Raw genomic sequence first — 19,804 nt, 5'->3', positions numbered from 1 at the left:
GGCTGGATAACCAGCAAAAAATTAATGAAAACAGATATAAAAGAATATTTACAAGAGCATGGCAAAGTCCAGATCAATGATTTAGCAGCTGCTCTAGGAAAAGACGGGTCTAAGGATTTCCGTGAGTTGGTCAAGACCATCTCTCTGATGGAACGCCGTCATGAGTTAAAATTTGAGGATGATGGCTCCCTGTGCTTATCCCAAAAGAAGGCGCCAGCAATTACCCTCAAGGGCACCTTTCACGCCCATAAAAATGGCTTTGGTTTTGTCAGTTTAGAGGGCGAAGAAGAGGACCTCTTTGTTGGACGAAATGATGTCTATCATGCCATCGATGGGGATACCGTTGAGATCGTCATCACCAAGGTTGCAGACCGAAACAAGGGAACTGCAGCTGAGGCGAAGATTATTGATGTTTTGGAACATAGTCTTAAAACGGTAGTCGGACAAATTGTCCTGGATGAGGAAAAGCCCAAATATGCGGGCTACATTCGTTCGAAAAATCAAAAGATCAGTCAGCTGATCTATGTGAAAAAGCCAGCCATCCAATTAGAAGGTACCGAAATCCTCAAGGTCGAAATTGACCAATACCCGAGCCGTAAGCACAATTATTTTGTAGCGACTGTACGCGATGTGGTCGGTCATGTGACAGATCCAGGCATTGATGTCTTGGAAGTGTTGGAATCTATGGATATCGTCTCAGAATTTCCTGAGGAAGTTTTGAAAGAAGCTGAGCAGGTTCCAGATGCACCGTCTGCAAAGGATTTAGAGGGGCGGTTGGATCTGCGAGAGGAGATTACCTTTACGATCGACGGAGCGGATGCCAAAGACTTGGACGATGCGGTCCATATCAAGCTACTCAAGAACGGCAACTTTGAGCTGGGGGTTCACATCGCAGATGTCTCTTATTACGTTACAGAAGGCTCAGCTCTTGATAAGGAAGCTCTAAATCGTGCAACCTCTGTCTATGTGACCGACCGAGTAGTGCCCATGCTTCCAGAACGCTTGTCCAATGGGATCTGTTCTTTAAATCCGAATGTAGACCGCCTGACCCAGTCTGCCATCATGGAGATTGATCCTCATGGAAAGGTCGTCAAGCATACCATTACCCAAACAGTGATCAATACAACCTTCCGAATGACCTATAGCGACGTTAATGATATCTTAGCGGGAGACGAAGATAAGGCTCAAGAATTTAAGAAAATTGTCCCAAGTATTCATCAAATGGCGACCTTGCATGGTATTCTAGAAAGCATGCGGATTCGCCGAGGAGCCCTCAATTTTGATACCAATGAGGCTAAAATATTAGTCAATAAAGAAGGAAAACCAGTTGATATCGTCCTCCGTCAAAGAGGAATTGCGGAGCGGATGATTGAGTCCTTTATGTTGATTGCCAATGAAACGATGGCGGAGCACTTTACACGAATGAAACTGCCGTTCATCTACCGGATCCACGAAGATCCAAAGGCAGAAAAAGTACAGAAGTTTATCGATTATGCTTCTAGCTTTGGGATCCAGATCTACGGAACGGCTAGTGAGATGAGCCAAGAAGCCCTGCAAGAAATCATGCGCAAGGTTGAAGGAGAACCTTATGCAGATGTCCTTTCGATGATGTTGTTGCGCTCGATGCAACAGGCCCGTTACTCAGAGCACAACCATGGCCACTATGGGCTCGCTGCGGAATATTACACCCACTTTACCAGTCCCATCCGTCGTTATCCGGACTTGATGGTTCATCGAATGGTGCGTGAATATGGAAAATCCCAAGAAGTGGCAGAGCACTTTGAACAAGTTCTTCCAGACATTGCCAGCCAATCTTCTAGTCGAGAACGCCGGGCTATTGATGCCGAGCGTGAAGTAGAAGCTATGAAAAAGGCCGAATACATGGAAGACTATGTTGGGGAAGAGTACGATGCTGTGGTTTCTAGTGTGGTGAAATTTGGTCTCTTTGTGGAGCTACCCAATACGGTCGAAGGCTTGATTCATATTACCAATCTACCGGAATACTACCATTTTAACGAACGGGATCTAACCCTTCGCGGGGAGAAATCGGGAGTGACTTTCCGTGTTGGTCAGCAAATCCGGATCAAGGTAGAAAGAGCTGACAAGATGACCGGAGAGATTGATTTCTCTTATATTCCAAGTGAATGGGATGTCGTTGAAAAAGGGCTCAAGGCCAAGGGGCGTGATCGCGATAGCAATCGCAGAGAACGTAGACGCAAGGAGAAAAAAGCTTCTAAGAGTTCGTCTATCAGAAGAGACGAAAAACGGAAAGATGCTTCTCCTAAATCCAAAAAGAAAAAAGGAAAGAAACCTTTTTACAAGGAAGTAGCAAAGAAAGGAGCCAAACATGGCAAAGGGCGAAGGAAAGGTAGTCGCGCAAAATAAAAAGGCGAGACACGACTATACCATCGTGGATACGATTGAAGCAGGGATGGTCCTGACAGGAACAGAGATCAAAAGTGTCCGTGCAGCACGCATTAACTTGAAAGATGGCTTTGCACAAGTAAAAAATGGTGAGGTTTGGCTTAGTAATGTCCATATTGCCCCTTATGAGGAAGGAAATATCTGGAACCAAGATCCAGATCGTCGCCGCAAGCTCCTGCTTCACAAAAAGCAAATCCAAAAGCTGGACCAAGAAACCAAAGGAACTGGGATGACCCTGGTGCCATTGAAAGTCTATCTTAAAGACGGTTATGCCAAATTGCTTTTGGGACTTGCCAAAGGGAAACATGATTATGACAAGCGCGAATCCATCAAACGTCGGGAACAAAACCGAGACATCGCACGGGTCATGAAGCAATACAATACACGGTAATCAAAAAGCAGTTTTGAAACTTGTTTCAGAACTGCTTTTTTCTTAGAGACGGCCTCTTCTTTTTCGAACTTGTCAAGAGCTTCTTTTTTCTGTATGATAAAGGTACTGAAAGAAAAAGGAGAAGCTATATGACTCAAAAATTGATTGCCTACAAGCGCATGCCCCTCTGGAACAAGGATACCATGCCAGAAGCCCTCCGACACAAACACAATACAAAGGTGGGGACCTGGGGGAAGATTACGGTTCTAAAAGGTCAGTTAAGATTTATTGAATTGACAGAAGATGGGGAAGAAATCGCTAGCCATATCTTTGAAGCTGGAGCCGAGAACCCCATGGTAGAACCCCAAGCCTGGCACCGTGTCGAAGCTGCAACAGACGATGTGGAGTGGTACTTAGAATTTTACTGTGAGCCAAAAGACTATTTTCCCAAAAAGTACAACACCAATCCTGTCCATTCAGAAGTGTTAGAAGCAGTGAAGATTGTTCCAGCTGGAAAGGCACTGGATCTAGGATGCGGGCAAGGTCGCAATGCTCTCTTTTTAGCCCAACATGGCTTTGACGTGACAGCAGTGGATCAAAATGAACTGGCTCTTGAAATCTTGCAAAGCATTGTCGCTGAGGAAGATCTAGAAATGCCTGTGGGACTCTATGATATCAATGCTGCAGCCCTCACCCAACACTATGATTTGATTGTGTCAACGGTAGTTTTCATGTTTCTAGAGGCTGATCGGATTCCAGCTATCATCCGAAATATGCAGGAACAGACCAATCCAGGTGGTTACAATCTGATTGTCTGTGCCATGGATACGGATGATTATCCCTGCCAGGTGCCCTTCTCCTTTACCTTTAAAGAAGGGGAACTGGCGGAGTATTATAAGGATTGGGAATTGGTTAAGTACAACGAAAATCCCGGCCATCTTCATCGACGAGATGAGAACGGCAATCGAATCCAACTTCGATTTGCAACCATGTTAGCAAAGAAAAAGGAATAGAATGGAAGCGAGACAATAGGATCTCGCTTTTTTGATCTCGGCTGAAGAATCTACACAAGGAGATTTTGTCCTTCTTTACTTGCTAAAAAGAAAAACCTTCTCCACGAAAGTTGGAAAAGGTTGGCTAGCTTAGTTCCAGCTAGTAAAATCTGAGACACTAAGAATGATGGTTGCAATCTCGATTGGATCTTCCTTAGATCCAGATTCTAGCCAGGTCACAATCACAGATTCGATTGTAGCAATGAAAATCTCAAGGCCATATTTGTAGGGAACCTGGAAGTCTGATATGATGTGCTCCTCAGCATGGGGAGTATCGTCTAATGCATGAAGGGTAAAACCTCTTACCAATTTTCGAAAGTCCGAATAGCAGGCTTGAGTGAGGGCGTATATAAAGTCATAGTTTTCTTTAATGGTCGTTAAGACATTGAGAAAATTCACCTTGACAGGGCTTCCTTCAACAAAAAGACTATCCAATTCTTGCACCATATCCATTTTCATTTGTTCGAACATGTCGTATTTATCTACATAATGCAAGTAGAAGGTCCCGCGGTTGATCCCAGCGGTTTCTGTCAATTGTCGAATCGTAATGCTTTCAAAAGGTTGCTGCAGTAGCAGTTTTGAAAGCGCGTCTCTCAAATCGGCCTTGGTTGTCGTTTGTCTTTGTCGTGCCATATGTTCCTTTCTATTGTTGTATGAGTCTGTTTCTATTTATTTGACGTTGAAATAATTTACAGGTTAAATAATTTCACGCCACTAACAAATAGCATTATACTCTAAAAAGATAAATCAGACAACTTTTCCAATTCTTGAAAGGCTTGTAAAAGTATGTAAAAAAATCACAAGTTTATGACTGGCGGGGCTCGGCAAGAATTTGTGAAAATATCACAATAATTAGTGATTTAAAATAATTCCCTTCTAAAAAAATGGTCAGGAAATTTTTAGGAAAAGAATAAACAAGATGGAGAAAGTGACCTGAGAAACAAAAGAAACCAGCACCATTCAAAGTGCTGGTTTTCCTTATTTGATAAAGGTTGTTACAATTAAATGAACATTCAAGATGGTTAGGATAATAGCGACTAGATAGCCTAAGAGGGTATTCCATTTGGCATTGACGTGTTCTCCCATGATATCTTTATTGGAGGTGAAATAAACCAAGGGGAAGATAGAGAAGGGGAGGGCTGCTGATAGAAAGACCTGAGAATAGACCAGCAGGTCGTCCAAGACATGTTCCTGGTCTCCAAATAAAATCGCAACGATGATGACTGGAAGGAGAGCAATGATGCGGGTCATAAGACGGACCAACCATTGTGGCAGTCGGAATTTTAGGAAACCTTCCATAACAATTTGACCGGTTAGGGTACCAGTAATGGTTGAGTTTTGACCACTAGCTAACAAAGCGATGGCAAAGAGTGTGGACAGAAAAGGACTGGCAATAGCTCCTGCAATCTGGTTATCCTTGAGAGCATCGTACATGCTAGAGAAAGCACCGATCTTGTCACCGTGTCCGAAGAAGAGGGCGGCCCCAAGAATCAAGAGCAGGGAATTGACGACAAAGGCCAAACTTAATTCGATATTGGAATCCCAGGTCATAAAACGCACCGCCCGCTTGATGTCCGCTGGATCGTTGTAATCGACTTTTCGTGTTTGAGAGATCGAAGAGTGGAGGTAGAGGTTGTGGGGCATCACCGTTGCCCCGATGATTCCTAATGCCAAGGTCAAGGCTTCATTTCCCTTTGGAAGCCCGATTCCGACTACTTCTTTTTGAGGGAGAAAGCCGGCGAAGATTCCTCCGATATCTGGCTTCGATAGGAAGACTAGGTAGCCGAAAATTGCGAGGATCGTTAGGATCAAGGTTGAAACGATAGCTTCGATCTTACGAAAGCCCAGATGCATGAGTCCTAGGAGAAGGAAGACATCAAAGATGGTGATGAGGATGGAAAAGAGTAAGGGCCAACCAAAGAGAAGGTGGAGGGCAATCCCTGATCCGATGACCTCAGCTAAATCTGTTGCCATTAAAGCTAGCTCGATCACAAGCCAAAGAGTATAGCGAAGCCATTTGGGTAAGTGATGGGCGGTCGTTTGGGCCAGGTCTTTGCGATGGACAATCCCTAGTTTACCAGCCATTTGTTGTAACTGCATGGCAATTAAAGAAGAGAGGAGAACCACCGATAAAAGAAGATACCGATACTGTGCTCCTCCAACGACACTGGTGATCCAGTTCCCGGGATCCATATAGCCGACTGCTACGAGACTACCTGGTCCTGAAAAGAGCAGGAGGGCCTTCCAAAAGGGGATTCCTTTTGGAACATCAATAGATTGATTGATTTCTTGAAGTGATTTCCTTTCAAACTGTTGTAAACTCACAATGAGCCTTCTTTCTAACAATAACTAAAATTTGTTTCTCATTATAGCATAAAATTGACAATCATTCATGATTCTAAGGGATCTTGCAAATCTTTGATCTCCCTATTTCTTTGAGATCTAGAAGAAAAGGACTATAATATAGATAGAAACTACAGGAGGAAAGAGAAAATGGCCTACATCGAAATGAAACATTGTTACAAGCGATACAAGAGTGGAGAGACAGAGATTCTCGCCAATCAGGATGTTTCTTTTGAGATTGAGCAAGGAGAATTGGTCATCATTTTAGGAGCTTCGGGTGCTGGTAAATCAACGGTTCTCAATATCTTAGGAGGGATGGATACCAACGACGAAGGCCAGGTTTTGATTGATGGTGTGGATATAGCTAAGCTCAATCCCCATCAACGAACGGATTATCGGCGGGATGATGTTGGCTTTGTTTTTCAATTTTATAATTTAGTGGCCAATCTAACAGCTAAGGAAAATGTCGAGTTGGCATCAGAAATTGTTTCTGATGCTCTAGATCCAGAAACCGTATTAAAAGAAGTAGGACTTGGAAATCGTCTGCATAATTTTCCAGCCCAATTGTCAGGTGGAGAGCAACAACGGGTGGCGATTGCTCGGGCAGTGGCGAAAAACCCTAAAATTCTCCTTTGCGATGAGCCCACGGGAGCCTTGGATTACCAGACGGGTAAGCAAGTATTGGGGATTTTACAGGATATGTCTCGAAAAAAAGGAGCGACGGTCATCATCGTAACCCATAATGCTGCTCTAGCTCCAATTGCGGACCGAGTCATTCGCATGCACGATGCAAAGGTTCAGTCAGTCGAAGTCAATGAGGCCCCTCAAGATATTGCGACACTAGAATATTAGAAGAGGTGGAAGCATGAAACGAAAAGTATATTGGAAAGACCTCTTTCATTCTTTTACTGAGTCAAAAGGGCGTTTCCTTTCCATCTTAATCTTGATGATGCTAGGGAGTTTAGCCTTGGTTGGCTTGAAAGTGACTACTCCAAACATGCATCGAACCGCTAACCAGTTTATCCAGCAAGAAGAGATGCTGGATCTTGCTGTCATGGGAGACTTGGGATTAGATCAAGCGGATCAAGAAGAGCTGGAAGGACTCAGTGGGACCCGTGTCGAATTTGGCTCTCTGACGGATGTGACGGTGAAAGGAACAGGGAAGGCTATTCGGCTCTTTTCTCCTCCAAAGAGCATTTCGTCCTTTCGTGTGACCAAGGGGCGTCTGCCAAAGAAAGAAGAAGAACTGGCCCTAGCTAGTTTTTGGTCCGATCGCTATCAGATTGGAGATCGATTTACGGTTGAAGAAAAGGTTGGAGAGAAGTCTGTTTTAAAGAGAAAGCACTTTACTATTGTTGGCTTTGTTCAATCATCTGAAATGTGGTCTCAGAAAAATTTAGGCAGTGCAAGGAGTGGAAGTGGAAATCTAGATGCCTATGCTCTAGTTTCAAAAGAAGTTTTCACGAATAAATTGCCTATGATAGCACGTATTCTGTTTGATGATCTGAAATCGTTGGATTCTTTTTCCCCAGCCTACCAAAAACAACTCCAAGTCCATCAAGAGGACATAGAAAAGCAGCTGAAAGATAATGGAAAGGCTCGCTACCAAAGACTCAAGCAGGCGGCTGATACAGAGATCCAAAAGGGGCAAAAGGAACTTAGTCGTGCTAAAGATACACTTCAAATAGCTAAGTCCCAAATCGATCAGGGTCAAAAACAATTAGACTTGCAAGAGGCCCAGCTAAGTAAACTAGGTCCATTCCTACCAGCTCAGCAACAAGCAAGCAGTCAAGCAAAGATCCAGCAAGCTAAAGCAGAGCTGGATCAGAAAAAGAAAGAATGGACAAGCGGTCAAACTGAGCTTGCACCAAAAGAGGAAGAGTTGCTCCAGGCCCAAAGGGATCTGGAGCAACTAGAAATCCCATCCTACCACGTCTATGATCGCAAGACCATGCCTGGTGGGCAAGGATACCTCATGTATAGCAATGCTAGTAGTAGCATCTCTGCCGTCGGAAATATATTTCCTGTGGTCCTTTATCTAGTAGCAGCCATGGTCACCTTTACCACGATGACACGCTTTGTCGATGAAGAGCGGACCAATGCAGGCATTTTTAAAGCGCTAGGTTATCGTACCAAGGACATCGTTCTCAAATTTGTCCTCTATGGATTTTTCGCAGGAACCATCGGGACGCTTCTGGGAAACTTGCTAGGCCATTATTTCCTATCAGGCATTATTTCCAAGATTATCACACAAGGGATGGTCATTGGGGACAGCAAAGAATATTTTTATGCAAATATGACTCTCATGGCTCTCGGCCTGTCCCTTGTAGCCAGTGTTCTTCCAGCTTATTGGGTGTCTCGTAAGGAATTAAAAGAAGAAGCCAATCTTCTCTTGCTTCCGAAACCACCCGTTTCAGGCTCTCAGATTTTCCTAGAGCGTATTGGTTTTATCTGGAAACGACTGAGTTTCACCCACAAGGTTACTGCTCGCAATCTCTTTCGTTACAAACTACGGATGCTGATGACCATTTTTGGTGTGGCAGGTTCGGTTGCTCTTCTCTTTGCAGGCCTTGGCATTCAATCCTCTGTAAAAGGAGTTCCAAATCGGCAATTTCAAGAAATCTTGTCTTATGAGCTGATTGTGGCCAAAAAAACCAACGCTTCTCCCCAAGAAAGCAAGGAACTAACCAATCGTCTAGCAAAATCAGATATCAAAAATTATCAATCTCTCTATAGCCAGCTGCTTGAAGCTTCTCTTAAAGGTGGTCGAGACAAGCAAAGCATTACCATGATGGTGACGGATCGAGCAGATTTATCGCCCTTTGTAACCCTGGCTTCTCTCCATAAAGGTGAACCCTTGTCTCTAAAGAAAGGGGTTATCATCAGCAGCAAACTGGCACAACTTGCAGGGGTTACGGATGGGGATCGATTAACGATAGACGGTCATTCTTTCAAGGTGGCAGGGATCACTGAAAATTATGTCGGACACTTTATCTATATGGATCAGACAACTTATCAAAAAATATACGGGAAGAAGGCTCCTGAAAATAGTTATTTGGTGCAGTTGCAGGATCCGTCTCAACAAGAAGTGCAAGCTGTGAGTCGGGATATGATGGCTCTTGCAGCTGTTAAGGGAGTCAGTCAGAATGCTTCGATGATTTCGCTGTTTACCTCTGTTGCCAAATCTTTGGATAAAACCATGATGATCCTGGTGGTGGTATCGATCTTGCTAGCTATTGTGATCTTGTACAACTTAACCCATATCAATGTGGCAGAACGAATCCGGGAATTGTCAACCATTAAGGTCTTAGGTTTTCACAATAAGGAAGTGACGCTTTATATCTACCGAGAGACCATCTTATTGTCCGTCATAGGGATTCTGCTAGGGTTAGGAGGAGGCTACTATCTTCATCAATTCCTTATTGCCATGATTGCACCTGATGCCATTCTCTTTTATCCCTACGTGGGACTGGGTGTCTGCTTCTTCCCTGTTGGAGGGATTGTCCTTCTCTTGATCCTGTTAGGAATCTATGTCGACTATTACCTCCGGAAAGTGGATATGCTCGAAGCTCTCAAATCAGTAGACTAAGATACAAAGCCGTTAAGCAACTCAAAGGAAAATAGGAAATCCAACGACGAAGCGTCCGCTTCTAGTTGGATTTATCTTTTTCCAAAGAGTTGTAGGCGTGTTCAATTCGTGTAACGGCAAGCACGATAGTGGTTTTCCTACACGAATTACTAACTCTTCGGGAGGATAGTATCGATCCTCCCTCATCCTGTCGCAATTCACTATGATACAAAGCCCGCATCTGATGTTGACAAAAAGAGCCCTAGCCTTCTTTTTCATTTTACCAGCATCAAATGTTTTTAAAACTTTCACCTGAGGGTGGAAGTTTTTCTTCTCTTTGTTATAATGGATGCAAGGAGAAGATCATGACGAAAATTGCTTTGCTTTCAGATATTCATGGAAATACAACAGCTTTAGAAGCTGTTATAAAAGATAGCCAAACAGCCAAGGTGGATGAATATTGGCTCTTGGGAGATAGTTTAATGCCAGGGACAGGCAGACGTGCACTATTGGAGCTGTTAGAGGAGCTTCCTATTACGGTGAAAGTCTTGGGAAACTGGGAAGATAGCCTGTGGCGGGCTATGAAGGGGATGTTGGATGAGACTAGACCGAGTCATCGCTACCTCATGCGCCAGTGTCAATATATTCTCGAAGAAATCACTCCTCAAGAAATCGAAGCCATGCAGAAAATGCCCATGCAGGTGCACCGGGAAATTGCTGGATTGAAAATCGGTATTAGCCACCACTTACCCGATAAGAATTGGGGACGCGAATTGATCCATATCGGGGATCAGAAGGATTTCGATCGCTTGGTGACAAATCCAGCCTGTGATATCGCAGTCTATGGCCACATCCATCAGCAATTTTTCCGTTATGGGACTGGCGGAGAACTAATCCTCAACCCTGGATCGATCGGTCAACCCTTCTTTTTGGAAAAGAATCTTCGCAAGGACCTTCGGGCTATGTATGCCATTCTCGAATTTGATCAAATGGGACTAAAAGATGTCGATTTTAGACGGGTGGACTATGATGTCAACAAAGAACTCCAACTTGCCAAAGATCTCCATCTCCCTTATTATCAAGTGTATTACGAAAGTTTGATCAATGGGATTCATCATACCCACAATCATGAGCTGCTTCATGAAATTGAGCGGAGAGAAGGCCATGATCGAGAGATTAATGCTTGGTTAGAGGAATTCTTTCAATAGTGTAACTATTGACATTACAACGCAAAAGTGTATAATAGGGATAATGAGTATCATCTATTGAAAAATATCCAGTAGAAGAGACCTTCCAAACAGGCAGAAAGGAGTGAAGATATGCAAATTTCAAGTCGATTTACCATTGGAACCCATGTATTAGTGATGATTGCCCTAAAAGGAGACTGCACCAAGGTGACCAGTGATATGATTGCTGAAAGTGTTGGGGTGAACCCTGTCATTATTCGGAAAACCTTGTCTCAATTAAAAAAGGCAGGCCTCATCCATGTGGCGCGTGGAACAGGTGGGGCCGAGATGGCCAAAGAATTGGAAGCCATTAGTTTGTTAGATATCTATCAGGCGGTTGAATGCCTGGGGAAGACCGGTCAATTATTTGGTTTCCACGAGCACCCAAATCCAGCTTGTCCGATTGGAAATAGCATCCATGGTGTTTTAGATGGGAAGCTAGAAGAGATTCAATTGGCCATGGAAAAGGAAATGGCTCAGACCAGCCTCAAAGAAGTGGTGGAGCAAACCAAGCAACAGATGGAGCTAGCAACCGTTTCTTGATTTGAGTCGGTAAGAAACTTGATGTAAAAAAGCCGTTCAGTTTAGACTGAAAGGCTTTTTGTGTTCATGGAGTAAAATATTAACCATCCTTCTAGCTTTACTTCACTAAGGCTACGAAGCTGACTAGAATACAGGTTACTGCAAAAATCCATGTCCAGTATCGATTAGGAATGAACATGAAGGAAGAACGATCGCGCAAAGCTATGCGTTGCCCGGTTTCCTCATCAATCATATACCGAACTTGATCGGAAACAAATTTCTTTGTCAGTAAATAATTGATACCAGCTGAAAAGATTCCCATCATACATCCAAGTATGATACTATCAGCTCTATTTCTCACATTAAGATGAAGAGCCATAAAAATAATATTGGTTAGTGCCCCGCCAAGCATAAAAGCAAGGGGAACGAGCAAGCCTTTACCACGCCAAACAATCATACAACAATCTCCTTATTTTCTAACTTAATCAAAATACAGCAAGTCTTTGCTGGTTTCGGTAAAGAGGCCAAAGCCATCTTTTGTCACATAGCCACAGTCTTCAATTCGAACCCCGACTTTTCCAGGGATGTAGATCCCCGGTTCGACTGAGAAGCACATTCCTTCTTCGATGACCAGGTCATTTCCTTCCATGATAGAAGGGAATTCATGCACATCCATTCCAATGCCGTGTCCGAGGCGATGGTTGAAGTATTCGCCGTAACCAGCTTTTTCAATGACGCTCCGTGCAGCACGGTCTACTTCATGCGCCGTTACACCTGGTTTGATCATGTCAATGGCTGCTTGTTGAGCTTCTAACGTCAAGTGGTAGATTTCTTTTTTGAAGTCATCTGGTTTCCCAACAGCAACAGTACGAGTCATATCAGACGCATAACCATTCACCATACAGCCAAGGTCAAAGAGCAAGAGAGCATCGTTTTCGACCTTGTTGCTTCCAGGAATTCCGTGTGGGTTAGCTGCATTATTTCCAGTCAAGACCATCGTTTCAAAGCTCATTTCATAGCCCAAGCGTTTGATGCCAAAGTCGATTTCTGCAACGATATCAGTTTCTGTTTTATCCAGTGAGATGGCGTCAAAACCCATATTGACAGCCTTATCTGCGTATTGACCGGCAACCAACATCTTTTGGATCTCATCAGCAGATTTGATCAAGCGCATGCGGTTAATCCGTGGTGTTAAGTTAGTAAATTCCGCTTTTTCAAAGACAGTGCGCAAACCATTGTACTTGGTCAGAATCAAGTTATCATATTCAAGTGCAACAGTTTTGGCATCTGGTTTAGCGATAGCCCCTTTAATCTTTTCCCAAGGGTTTTCAGAATCCACATAGCCAACCACTTGGAAATCGACAACTGCAGTCGCCCGTTCCACTTCAAGTGCAGGAACGAAGAGAAGGGGTTCGTGGTCTGTATAGACGAACAAGAAGAGTTGGCGTTCGTGGGGATCACTGTAAAATCCAGTCAGGTAATTGATGGTGACAGGATCGGATACAACAGCGACATCTGTTTTTTCAGTTTCAAGAAAATCGACGATTTGATCTAATTTAGACATAATGCTACCTTCTTTCTATGGATCTATTTTGTCAAATTTTCCCTAAAAAAGCAAGAGTTTACAAAATTTTACCAAAATGCTTGAAAGTGTTTACAATAAGTGATAAAATAGGATTAATTAGAGAGTGAAAACGAAATTTTCAATAATGAAAGGAAATCTTATGAATACAGACGATACAGTTACAATTTATGATGTCGCCCGTGAAGCAGGGGTTTCAATGGCAACCGTTAGTCGTGTAGTGAATGGAAATAAAAACGTTAAAGAAAATACGCGGAAGAAAGTTTTGGAAGTGATCGAACGCTTGGATTACCGTCCAAACGCTGTTGCGCGTGGTCTTGCTAGCAAGAAAACAACTACAGTAGGGGTTGTTATTCCAAACATCACCAACAGCTATTTCTCTACCTTGGCTAAAGGGATTGATGACATTGCTGAAATGTACAAATACAACATTGTCCTTGCTAATAGCGATGAAGATGATGACAAAGAAGTTTCAGTTGTGAACAACCTCTTTTCTAAACAAGTAGATGGGATCATTTTCATGGGCTATCATTTGACAGAAAAGATTCGTTCAGAGTTTTCACGCTCACGTACACCAGTGGTCCTTGCTGGAACTGTGGATGTTGAGCACCAATTACCAAGTGTCAATATCGACTACAAGCAAGCAACAGTGGATGCTGTTACAGAGTTAGCAAAACACAACAAGAAAATTGCTTTTGTAAGTGGTCCATTAGTGGATGATATCAATGGTAAAATTCGTTTGTCAGGCTATAAAGATGCCTTAAAAGCGAAAAAATTGAGCTATAGCGAAGGTCTTGTGTTTGAATCCAAATACCGTTACCATGAAGGCTACAATTTGGCAGAACGCATCATTGCATCCAAAGCAACAGCGGCCTTTGTAACTGGGGATGAATTGGCTGCAGGTCTCTTGAACGGCTTGTCTGATAAAGGTGTTAAGGTGCCAGAGGACTTCGAAATCATTACCAGCGATGATTCACAAGTAACCCGTTATACACGTCCAAACCTATCGACGATTGGGCAACCACTCTATGACCTTGGTGCGATCAGCATGCGCATGTTGACCAAGATCATGCACAAAGAAGAGTTGGAAGAACGGGAAGTGCTTTTGTCCCATACGATTAACCAACGTGGAACGACCAAAAAATAAGAATGAGTAGACTAGAGTCTCGAATGGAGAAGACGTGTCTACTAGTCTGAGAGGTTAGAACAGAGCTGTTCTGGCCTCTTTTTTATACTATCAACAGGTAGAAACTTGAAGGGCACTCTTTATTTCGGTATAATAGAGGGTATGAAAGTTTTACTGTATTTAGAAGGAAAATCCGTATTACAAAAATCAGGAATTGGTCGAGCCTTGCAGCACCAAATGCATGCGCTGGATTTGGCTGGAATTCCGCATACGACAGATATTTTAGGGGATTATGATGTAGTCCATATCAATACCTATGGGCCTCGGAGTTTCCTCTTGCTCCATGCAGCAAAACGTCGTGGAAAGAAAGTCATCATGCATGGCCATTCAACTCGTGAGGATTTTGAAAATTCCTTTATCGGGTCTAACTTTTTTGCGCCCTTATTTGGGAAATATTTGGCTCATATGTACCAAAAGGCGGACTATGTCATCACGCCTTCGGAGTATTCCAAACACTTGATTCAGTCCTATGGAGTGACAACACCGATTATTGCGGTCTCCAATGGAATAGATTTGGAAAAATACAAGAAGGATCCGAAAAAAGAAGAAGTCTTTCGCAAGCATTTTAATATCCAAGAAGGCCAAAAGGTGGTTATCTGTGCAGGGCTTTATTTTAGACGCAAAGGAATCGAAGATTTTGTAGAAGTAGCCCGTCGCATGCCAGATGTGCGCTTTATTTGGCTAGGCTCCATCAATAAATGGATTATCCCGCGCAAGATCCGCCGCTTAGTGGAAAAGGATCATCCTAGCAATGTGGAATTCCCTGGCTACTTCAAGGGAGCGGTCTTCCAAGGGGCTATGACGGGAGCTGACGCCTTCTTCTTCCCATCTTTTGAAGAAACCGAAGGAATCGTTGTTTTGGAAGCTTTGGCCAGTCATCAGCACACCGTCCTGCGAGATATCCCTGTCTACAATGGCTGGATTGACGAGACCTCATCTGAATTGTGCCACAATGTGGATGAATTTGTGGATTCCTTGAACAAGGTCCTAAATGGACAAGTCGACAAGCGGGAGGCCGGTTACAAGGTCGCTGAAAGTCGTTCGATCGACATAGTGGCTCATCAATTAGTTGAAGCCTATCAAACAGTTTTGGAGATGTAAGATGCGTGTAGGGTTATTCACAGATACCTATTTCCCACAAGTTTCGGGAGTGGCGACCAGTATTCGGACGCTCAAAACAGAATTAGAAAAATTGGGTCATACAGTTTTTATCTTTACGACAACAGATAAAGATGTGAACCGCTATGAGGATTGGCAGATCATTCGGATTCCGAGTGTGCCCTTCTTTGCCTTTAAGGACCGTCGGGTCGCATATCGAGGCTTCTCAAAGGCGCTTGCCATTGCCAAGCAATACCAGTTGGATATTATCCACACCCAGACAGAGTTTTCACTAGGCCTTTTGGGAGTGTGGATTGGACGCGAGTTGCGGATTCCAGTCATTCACACCTACCATACCCAATATGAGGACTATGTCCGCTATATAGCGAGAGGTATGGTCATTCGTCCAAGTATGGTCAAGTACATTGTGAGAAGCTATATGAATGATCTGGACGGAGTGATCTGCCCAAGCGAGATCGTTTATGACTTGCTCCAGAAATACAAGGTAAAGGCAGAAAAACGTATTATTCCTACAGGGATTGATTTGGCCAAGTTTGACCGACCAGAAATTACCCCGACAGAGACTGCTGCTCTTCGTGAGAAGTATGAGGTAGCAGAAGATGAAACATTGTTATTGAGTCTTTCACGGGTCTCTTATGAAAAGAATATCCAAGCGGTTATTGCGGCTCTTCCGGATGTCCTCCAGGTCAATTCTAAAGTTAAGTTGATCGTGGCTGGGGATGGTCCTTATCTGGATGATTTGAAAAAACAAGCAACCAAGCTGGGTGTATCAGATGCGATCATCTTCACAGGTATGATACAACCAAATGAGACCGCTCTCTACTATAAGGCGGCTGACTTCTTTATTTCAGCTTCAACAAGTGAGACGCAAGGGCTGACCTATTTAGAGAGCATTGCTAGCGGTACGCCGATCATTGCTCATGGGAATCCTTATCTTGATCATGTGATTGACGACCCCATGTTTGGGAAGCTCTTTTATGAGGAGAGCGATCTAGCCCAAGCAATTCTTGAAGCGATTGACGAGATGCCTGCAATCGATGAGGATAAGTGGGCAGAAAAGATTGATGATATTTCTGCAGCAACCTTCGGCCGTCGAGTCTATGAATTTTATCTGGATAAAATCATCTCTAAAGACTTTTCGAATGACTTGAACCCAGAGCAAAGTCGGGTTAAGCGGATGTCCAAGACCATTGTAAAAATTCCGACCAAGGTCATTGCTCTTCCGGTAAATGGATCGGTCAAGATAATGAAGGCGTCTGTCAAACAGGTGAAGAAAATCCGTAAAATCACGCATTTCTTTGATTGAAAAAGAAACTTTCTCTTGCAAAATTTTTCAATCGTGCTATAATAACTGACAGAGACATATCAAATCTAGGAAATCTGATAGAGAGCGCGTGGAGCTGGAAATCGCGTAGAGGATAGGTTTGGGACTACTCGAGATACTTTTATGCAAACATAAAACGGTGGCCACGTTAGAGCCAATCAGAGGTGTCCCTCTTTTTTGAGGAACATAAATGAAGGTGGAACCACGTTGCGACGTCCTTTTTGGATGTCGCAATTTTTTTGTGAGGAGACTAACTATGGAGTTGCAAGAATTAGTGGAGCGCAGTTGGGCAATCCGACAAGCTTATCATGATCTGGAAGTTAAGCATCATGATTCCAAGTGGACGGTAGAAGAAGACCTCTTGGCTTTATCAAATGATATTGGAAATTTCCAACGATTAGTGATGACCAAGCAAGGACGCTACTATGATGAAACACCTTACACACTGGAACATAAACTTTCAGAAAATATCTGGTGGCTAGTAGAACTTTCTCAACGTTTGGAGATAGACATCCTGACGGAAATGGAAAACTTCCTCTCTGATAAAGAAAAGCAGTTGAACATTCATACTAGGAAGTAGTCTGCTAATAAAAAGTCAATGCATAGAAACTATGAAATATAAAAAAGGAGAATATAATATTATGATTAACATTACTTTCCCAGATGGCGCTGTTCGTGAATTCGAATCTGGCGTTACAACTTTTGACATTGCTCAATCCATCAGCAATTCCCTAGCTAAAAAAGCTCTTGCTGGTAAATTTAACGGTAAATTGATTGACACAACTCGTGCGATTACCGAAGACGGAAGCATTGAAATCGTGACACCAGATCACGAAGATGCTCTTGACATCTTGCGTCACTCAGCTGCCCACTTGTTCGCTCAGGCTGCTCGTCGCCTCTTCCCAGACATCCACTTGGGTGTTGGCCCAGCGATCGAAGATGGCTTCTACTACGATACAGACAACCAAGCGGGTCAAATCTCGAACGAAGACCTTCCTCGTATCGAAGAAGAAATGAAGAAAATCGTTAAAGAAAACTTCCCATCTATTCGTGAAGAAGTGACTAAAGATGAAGCGCGTGAAATCTTTAAAAACGATCCATACAAATTGGAATTGATCGAAGAACACTCTGAAGACGAAGGTGGCTTGACTATCTACCGTCAAGGTGAATACGTGGACCTCTGCCGTGGCCCACACGTCCCTTCAACTGGTCGTATCCAAATCTTCCACCTTTTGAATGTGGCAGGTGCTTACTGGCGTGGTAATAGCGACAATGCCATGATGCAACGAATTTACGGTACCGCTTGGTTCGACAAGAAAGACTTGAAGAACTACCTTCAAATGCGTGAAGAAGCTAAAGAGCGTGACCACCGTAAACTTGGGAAAGAGCTTGATTTGTTCATGATTTCTCAAGAAGTTGGTCAAGGTCTTCCATTCTGGTTGCCAAATGGGGCGACGATTCGTCGTGAATTGGAGCGCTACATCGTCGACAAGGAAATCGCTGCTGGTTACCAACACGTCTACACTCCACCAATTGCCTCAGTAGAACTTTACAAGACTTCTGGTCACTGGGATCACTACCGTGAAGATATGTTCCCAACTATGGATATGGGTGATGGGGAAGAATTCGTTCTTCGTCCAATGAACTGTCCTCACCATATCGAAGTCTTTAAACACCACGTTCACTCTTACCGTGAATTGCCAATCCGTATTGCTGAAATCGGTATGATGCACCGCTATGAAAAATCTGGTGCTCTCACTGGGCTTCAACGTGTACGTGAAATGTCACTTAATGATGGTCATACTTTCGTAACACCTGAACAAATCAAAGATGAGTTCCAACGTACGCTTCAATTGATTATCGATGTTTACGAAGATTTCAACTTGACTGACTATCGTTTCCGTTTGTCTTACCGCGACCCTAAAGATACTCACAAATATTTTGATAATGATGAAATGTGGGAAAATGCTCAACGTATGTTGAAATCAGCTATGGATGACATGGGACTTGACTACTTTGAAGCTGAAGGGGAAGCAGCCTTCTACGGACCAAAATTGGATATCCAGGTGAAGACTGCCCTTGGTAAAGAAGAAACTCTTTCTACGATCCAGCTTGACTTCTTGCTTCCAGAACGCTTCGACCTTAAATACATCGGAGCGGATGGAGAAGAGCACCGTCCAGTGATGATCCACCGTGGGGTGATTTCAACCATGGAACGCTTCACAGCTATCTTGATTGAGAACTACAAGGGGGCCTTCCCAACATGGCTGGCACCACACCAAGTAACTCTCATCCCAGTATCTAACGAGAAACACGTTGACTACGCTTGGGAGGTAGCGAAGAAGCTCCGTGACCGTGGTGTCCGTGCTGATGTGGATGAACGTAATGAGAAAATGCAGTTCAAGATCCGTGCTTCACAAACAAGCAAGATTCCTTACCAATTGATCGTTGGGGACAAGGAAATGGAAGATGGAACTGTCAACGTTCGTCGCTATGGACAAAAAGAAACAAACACTGTGTCAGTAGATGAGTTTGTATCAGCTATCCTAGCTGATATCGCCAACAAATCTCGTGTTGAGAAATAAAACGATAAAACCTGGGATAAAAATTCCAGCTACCTAAAAAAGAGGTTGGGACAAAAGATCCCGACCTCACTTTTTATTAGCAATCAAACTTTGACGCGGTAGCTGATTGAACTTTTTGTTCGTCTTTTAGACTCCAAAAAGCTCCTAATCATCCTCGCGGGGCTGGGACTACGAAATCGAGACTTTGTCTATCGATTTCTGTCCCACCGCCTTTTTATATTTTATTTAACCTGAGCTAGTAGTGATTGGTCAAACCACTACAAATAGTATCCTCATTAACAATCCTTTTTATCCATTAACTTTTGGATATAGGATATCTTCCCAAGATTTGCTTCCATGAGTTAGATAAGTTGACTATTCTCAATCCTTGTCTGCCTCATTTTCTTTTACGAGATCGTTTTGTGAATCTTTTTCAGAGAGTTTTTGATCGATATACTTGTCAATGTTTTCGTAAAATTCCTTGGTCGTCTCACTATCTAATTTTGTCGAATTATGGACTTGAT

At 43.3% G+C, this 19,804-nt stretch carries 16 protein-coding genes and 1 pseudogene; 12 read left to right on the top strand and 5 right to left on the bottom strand.

What is annotated here, in order from left to right; genetic code table 11:
* Window positions 1-24: 24 nt before the first annotated feature.
* The 3 genes from rnr (at window position 25) to tehB (ending at window position 3,807) form a co-directional block, all read left to right on the top strand.
* Window positions 25-2,385 carry a ribonuclease R gene (rnr, locus tag QM968_RS04170; RefSeq protein ID WP_414382500.1) on the top strand — a complete coding sequence of 787 codons (2,361 nt, stop codon included), beginning with the start codon at window positions 25-27 and terminating at the stop codon, window positions 2,383-2,385.
* A complete protein-coding gene (gene smpB / locus QM968_RS04165; protein ID WP_009731435.1) occupies window positions 2,348-2,815 on the top strand; it encodes an SsrA-binding protein SmpB in 468 nt (155 codons plus the stop codon). Before rnr ends, smpB begins: the two co-directional genes overlap by 38 nt.
* A gap of 128 nt (window positions 2,816-2,943) precedes the next feature.
* A complete protein-coding gene (gene tehB, locus QM968_RS04160; RefSeq protein ID WP_009731434.1) occupies window positions 2,944-3,807 on the top strand; it encodes an SAM-dependent methyltransferase TehB in 864 nt (287 codons plus the stop codon).
* A gap of 129 nt (window positions 3,808-3,936) precedes the next feature.
* Here tehB and QM968_RS04155 read toward each other — a convergent pair whose 3' ends face one another.
* Both QM968_RS04155 and QM968_RS04150 read right to left on the bottom strand, forming a co-directional pair.
* Window positions 3,937-4,479 carry a TetR/AcrR family transcriptional regulator gene (locus tag QM968_RS04155; RefSeq protein WP_009731433.1) on the bottom strand — a complete coding sequence of 181 codons (543 nt, stop codon included), beginning with the start codon at window positions 4,477-4,479 and terminating at the stop codon, window positions 3,937-3,939.
* Between the two features lie 345 nt (window positions 4,480-4,824).
* Complete coding sequence (locus tag QM968_RS04150; protein ID WP_009731432.1) at window positions 4,825-6,171, bottom strand: Nramp family divalent metal transporter; 1,347 nt, start codon at window positions 6,169-6,171, stop codon at window positions 4,825-4,827.
* Between the two features lie 168 nt (window positions 6,172-6,339).
* On the opposite strand from QM968_RS04150, the gene QM968_RS04145 reads away from it, so the two are divergent.
* The 4 genes from QM968_RS04145 to QM968_RS04130 all read left to right on the top strand — a co-directional run bounded on the left by QM968_RS04145 (window position 6,340) and on the right by QM968_RS04130 (window position 11,526).
* Complete coding sequence (locus tag QM968_RS04145; RefSeq protein WP_414325893.1) at window positions 6,340-7,041, top strand: ABC transporter ATP-binding protein; 702 nt, start codon at window positions 6,340-6,342, stop codon at window positions 7,039-7,041.
* Between the two features lie 13 nt (window positions 7,042-7,054).
* Window positions 7,055-9,778, top strand: a complete 2,724-nt coding sequence (locus QM968_RS04140; protein ID WP_414382496.1) for an FtsX-like permease family protein — start codon at window positions 7,055-7,057, stop codon at window positions 9,776-9,778.
* A gap of 344 nt (window positions 9,779-10,122) precedes the next feature.
* A complete protein-coding gene (locus QM968_RS04135) occupies window positions 10,123-10,965 on the top strand; it encodes a metallophosphoesterase family protein (protein WP_009731429.1) in 843 nt (280 codons plus the stop codon).
* 111 nt (window positions 10,966-11,076) lie between these two features.
* Window positions 11,077-11,526 carry an Rrf2 family transcriptional regulator gene (locus tag QM968_RS04130; protein ID WP_414382493.1) on the top strand — a complete coding sequence of 150 codons (450 nt, stop codon included), beginning with the start codon at window positions 11,077-11,079 and terminating at the stop codon, window positions 11,524-11,526.
* Window positions 11,527-11,623: 97 nt separating this feature from the next.
* Here QM968_RS04130 and QM968_RS04125 read toward each other — a convergent pair whose 3' ends face one another.
* Both QM968_RS04125 and QM968_RS04120 read right to left on the bottom strand, forming a co-directional pair.
* Window positions 11,624-11,962 carry a hypothetical protein gene (locus tag QM968_RS04125; protein ID WP_009731427.1) on the bottom strand — a complete coding sequence of 113 codons (339 nt, stop codon included), beginning with the start codon at window positions 11,960-11,962 and terminating at the stop codon, window positions 11,624-11,626.
* Window positions 11,963-11,986: 24 nt separating this feature from the next.
* On the bottom strand, window positions 11,987-13,069 hold the full coding sequence (locus QM968_RS04120; RefSeq protein ID WP_154857658.1) for a M24 family metallopeptidase: 1,083 nt from the start codon (window positions 13,067-13,069) through the stop codon (window positions 11,987-11,989).
* Between the two features lie 160 nt (window positions 13,070-13,229).
* Between QM968_RS04120 and ccpA the strand changes: the two genes are divergently transcribed.
* The 5 genes from ccpA (at window position 13,230) to thrS (ending at window position 19,301) form a co-directional block, all read left to right on the top strand.
* On the top strand, window positions 13,230-14,234 hold the full coding sequence (ccpA, locus tag QM968_RS04115; RefSeq protein ID WP_414382489.1) for a catabolite control protein A: 1,005 nt from the start codon (window positions 13,230-13,232) through the stop codon (window positions 14,232-14,234).
* A gap of 141 nt (window positions 14,235-14,375) precedes the next feature.
* Entirely contained in the window at window positions 14,376-15,374 is a 999-nt protein-coding gene (locus QM968_RS04110) for a glycosyltransferase family 4 protein (RefSeq protein ID WP_414382486.1), read from the top strand.
* 1 nt (window position 15,375) lies between these two features.
* The gene (locus QM968_RS04105; RefSeq protein WP_414325887.1) at window positions 15,376-16,698 is read left to right on the top strand and encodes a glycosyltransferase family 4 protein; all 1,323 of its coding nucleotides are present in this window, start codon (window positions 15,376-15,378) and stop codon (window positions 16,696-16,698) included.
* 274 nt (window positions 16,699-16,972) lie between these two features.
* Window positions 16,973-17,296 (top strand): hypothetical protein, encoded by a 324-nt coding sequence (locus QM968_RS04100; protein ID WP_009731422.1) that lies wholly within the window; start codon window positions 16,973-16,975, stop codon window positions 17,294-17,296.
* Window positions 17,297-17,357: 61 nt separating this feature from the next.
* Window positions 17,358-19,301, top strand: a complete 1,944-nt coding sequence (gene thrS, locus QM968_RS04095; RefSeq protein ID WP_414325886.1) for a threonine--tRNA ligase — start codon at window positions 17,358-17,360, stop codon at window positions 19,299-19,301.
* Window positions 19,302-19,661: 360 nt separating this feature from the next.
* On the opposite strand, the pseudogene QM968_RS04090 reads toward thrS, so the two are convergent.
* A pseudogene (locus QM968_RS04090) lies at window positions 19,662-19,804 on the bottom strand (TIGR00341 family protein); the annotation flags it as partial.

Origin of the sequence: Streptococcus sp. OMI870 (assembly GCF_047460295.1) — a bacterium.
Lineage (GTDB): Bacteria > Bacillota > Bacilli > Lactobacillales > Streptococcaceae > Streptococcus.
This window is presented reverse-complemented; position numbering and strand designations above follow the sequence as displayed.

What these genes read in the sequence shown, in the direction of transcription:
- thrS (WP_414325886.1), top strand. Translation starts at nt 17,358, where the DNA reads ATGATTAACATTACTTTCCCAGATGGCGCTGTTCGTGAATTCGAATCT.
- QM968_RS04125 (WP_009731427.1), bottom strand. Translation starts at nt 11,962, where the DNA reads ATGATTGTTTGGCGTGGTAAAGGCTTGCTCGTTCCCCTTGCTTTTATG.
- QM968_RS04140 (WP_414382496.1), top strand. Translation starts at nt 7,055, where the DNA reads ATGAAACGAAAAGTATATTGGAAAGACCTCTTTCATTCTTTTACTGAG.
- QM968_RS04120 (WP_154857658.1), bottom strand. Translation starts at nt 13,069, where the DNA reads ATGTCTAAATTAGATCAAATCGTCGATTTTCTTGAAACTGAAAAAACA.
- rnr (WP_414382500.1), top strand. Translation starts at nt 25, where the DNA reads ATGAAAACAGATATAAAAGAATATTTACAAGAGCATGGCAAAGTCCAG.
- QM968_RS04130 (WP_414382493.1), top strand. Translation starts at nt 11,077, where the DNA reads ATGCAAATTTCAAGTCGATTTACCATTGGAACCCATGTATTAGTGATG.
- smpB (WP_009731435.1), top strand. Translation starts at nt 2,348, where the DNA reads ATGGCAAAGGGCGAAGGAAAGGTAGTCGCGCAAAATAAAAAGGCGAGA.
- QM968_RS04105 (WP_414325887.1), top strand. Translation starts at nt 15,376, where the DNA reads ATGCGTGTAGGGTTATTCACAGATACCTATTTCCCACAAGTTTCGGGA.
- QM968_RS04135 (WP_009731429.1), top strand. Translation starts at nt 10,123, where the DNA reads ATGACGAAAATTGCTTTGCTTTCAGATATTCATGGAAATACAACAGCT.
- QM968_RS04155 (WP_009731433.1), bottom strand. Translation starts at nt 4,479, where the DNA reads ATGGCACGACAAAGACAAACGACAACCAAGGCCGATTTGAGAGACGCG.
- QM968_RS04100 (WP_009731422.1), top strand. Translation starts at nt 16,973, where the DNA reads ATGGAGTTGCAAGAATTAGTGGAGCGCAGTTGGGCAATCCGACAAGCT.
- ccpA (WP_414382489.1), top strand. Translation starts at nt 13,230, where the DNA reads ATGAATACAGACGATACAGTTACAATTTATGATGTCGCCCGTGAAGCA.
- tehB (WP_009731434.1), top strand. Translation starts at nt 2,944, where the DNA reads ATGACTCAAAAATTGATTGCCTACAAGCGCATGCCCCTCTGGAACAAG.
- QM968_RS04145 (WP_414325893.1), top strand. Translation starts at nt 6,340, where the DNA reads ATGGCCTACATCGAAATGAAACATTGTTACAAGCGATACAAGAGTGGA.
- QM968_RS04110 (WP_414382486.1), top strand. Translation starts at nt 14,376, where the DNA reads ATGAAAGTTTTACTGTATTTAGAAGGAAAATCCGTATTACAAAAATCA.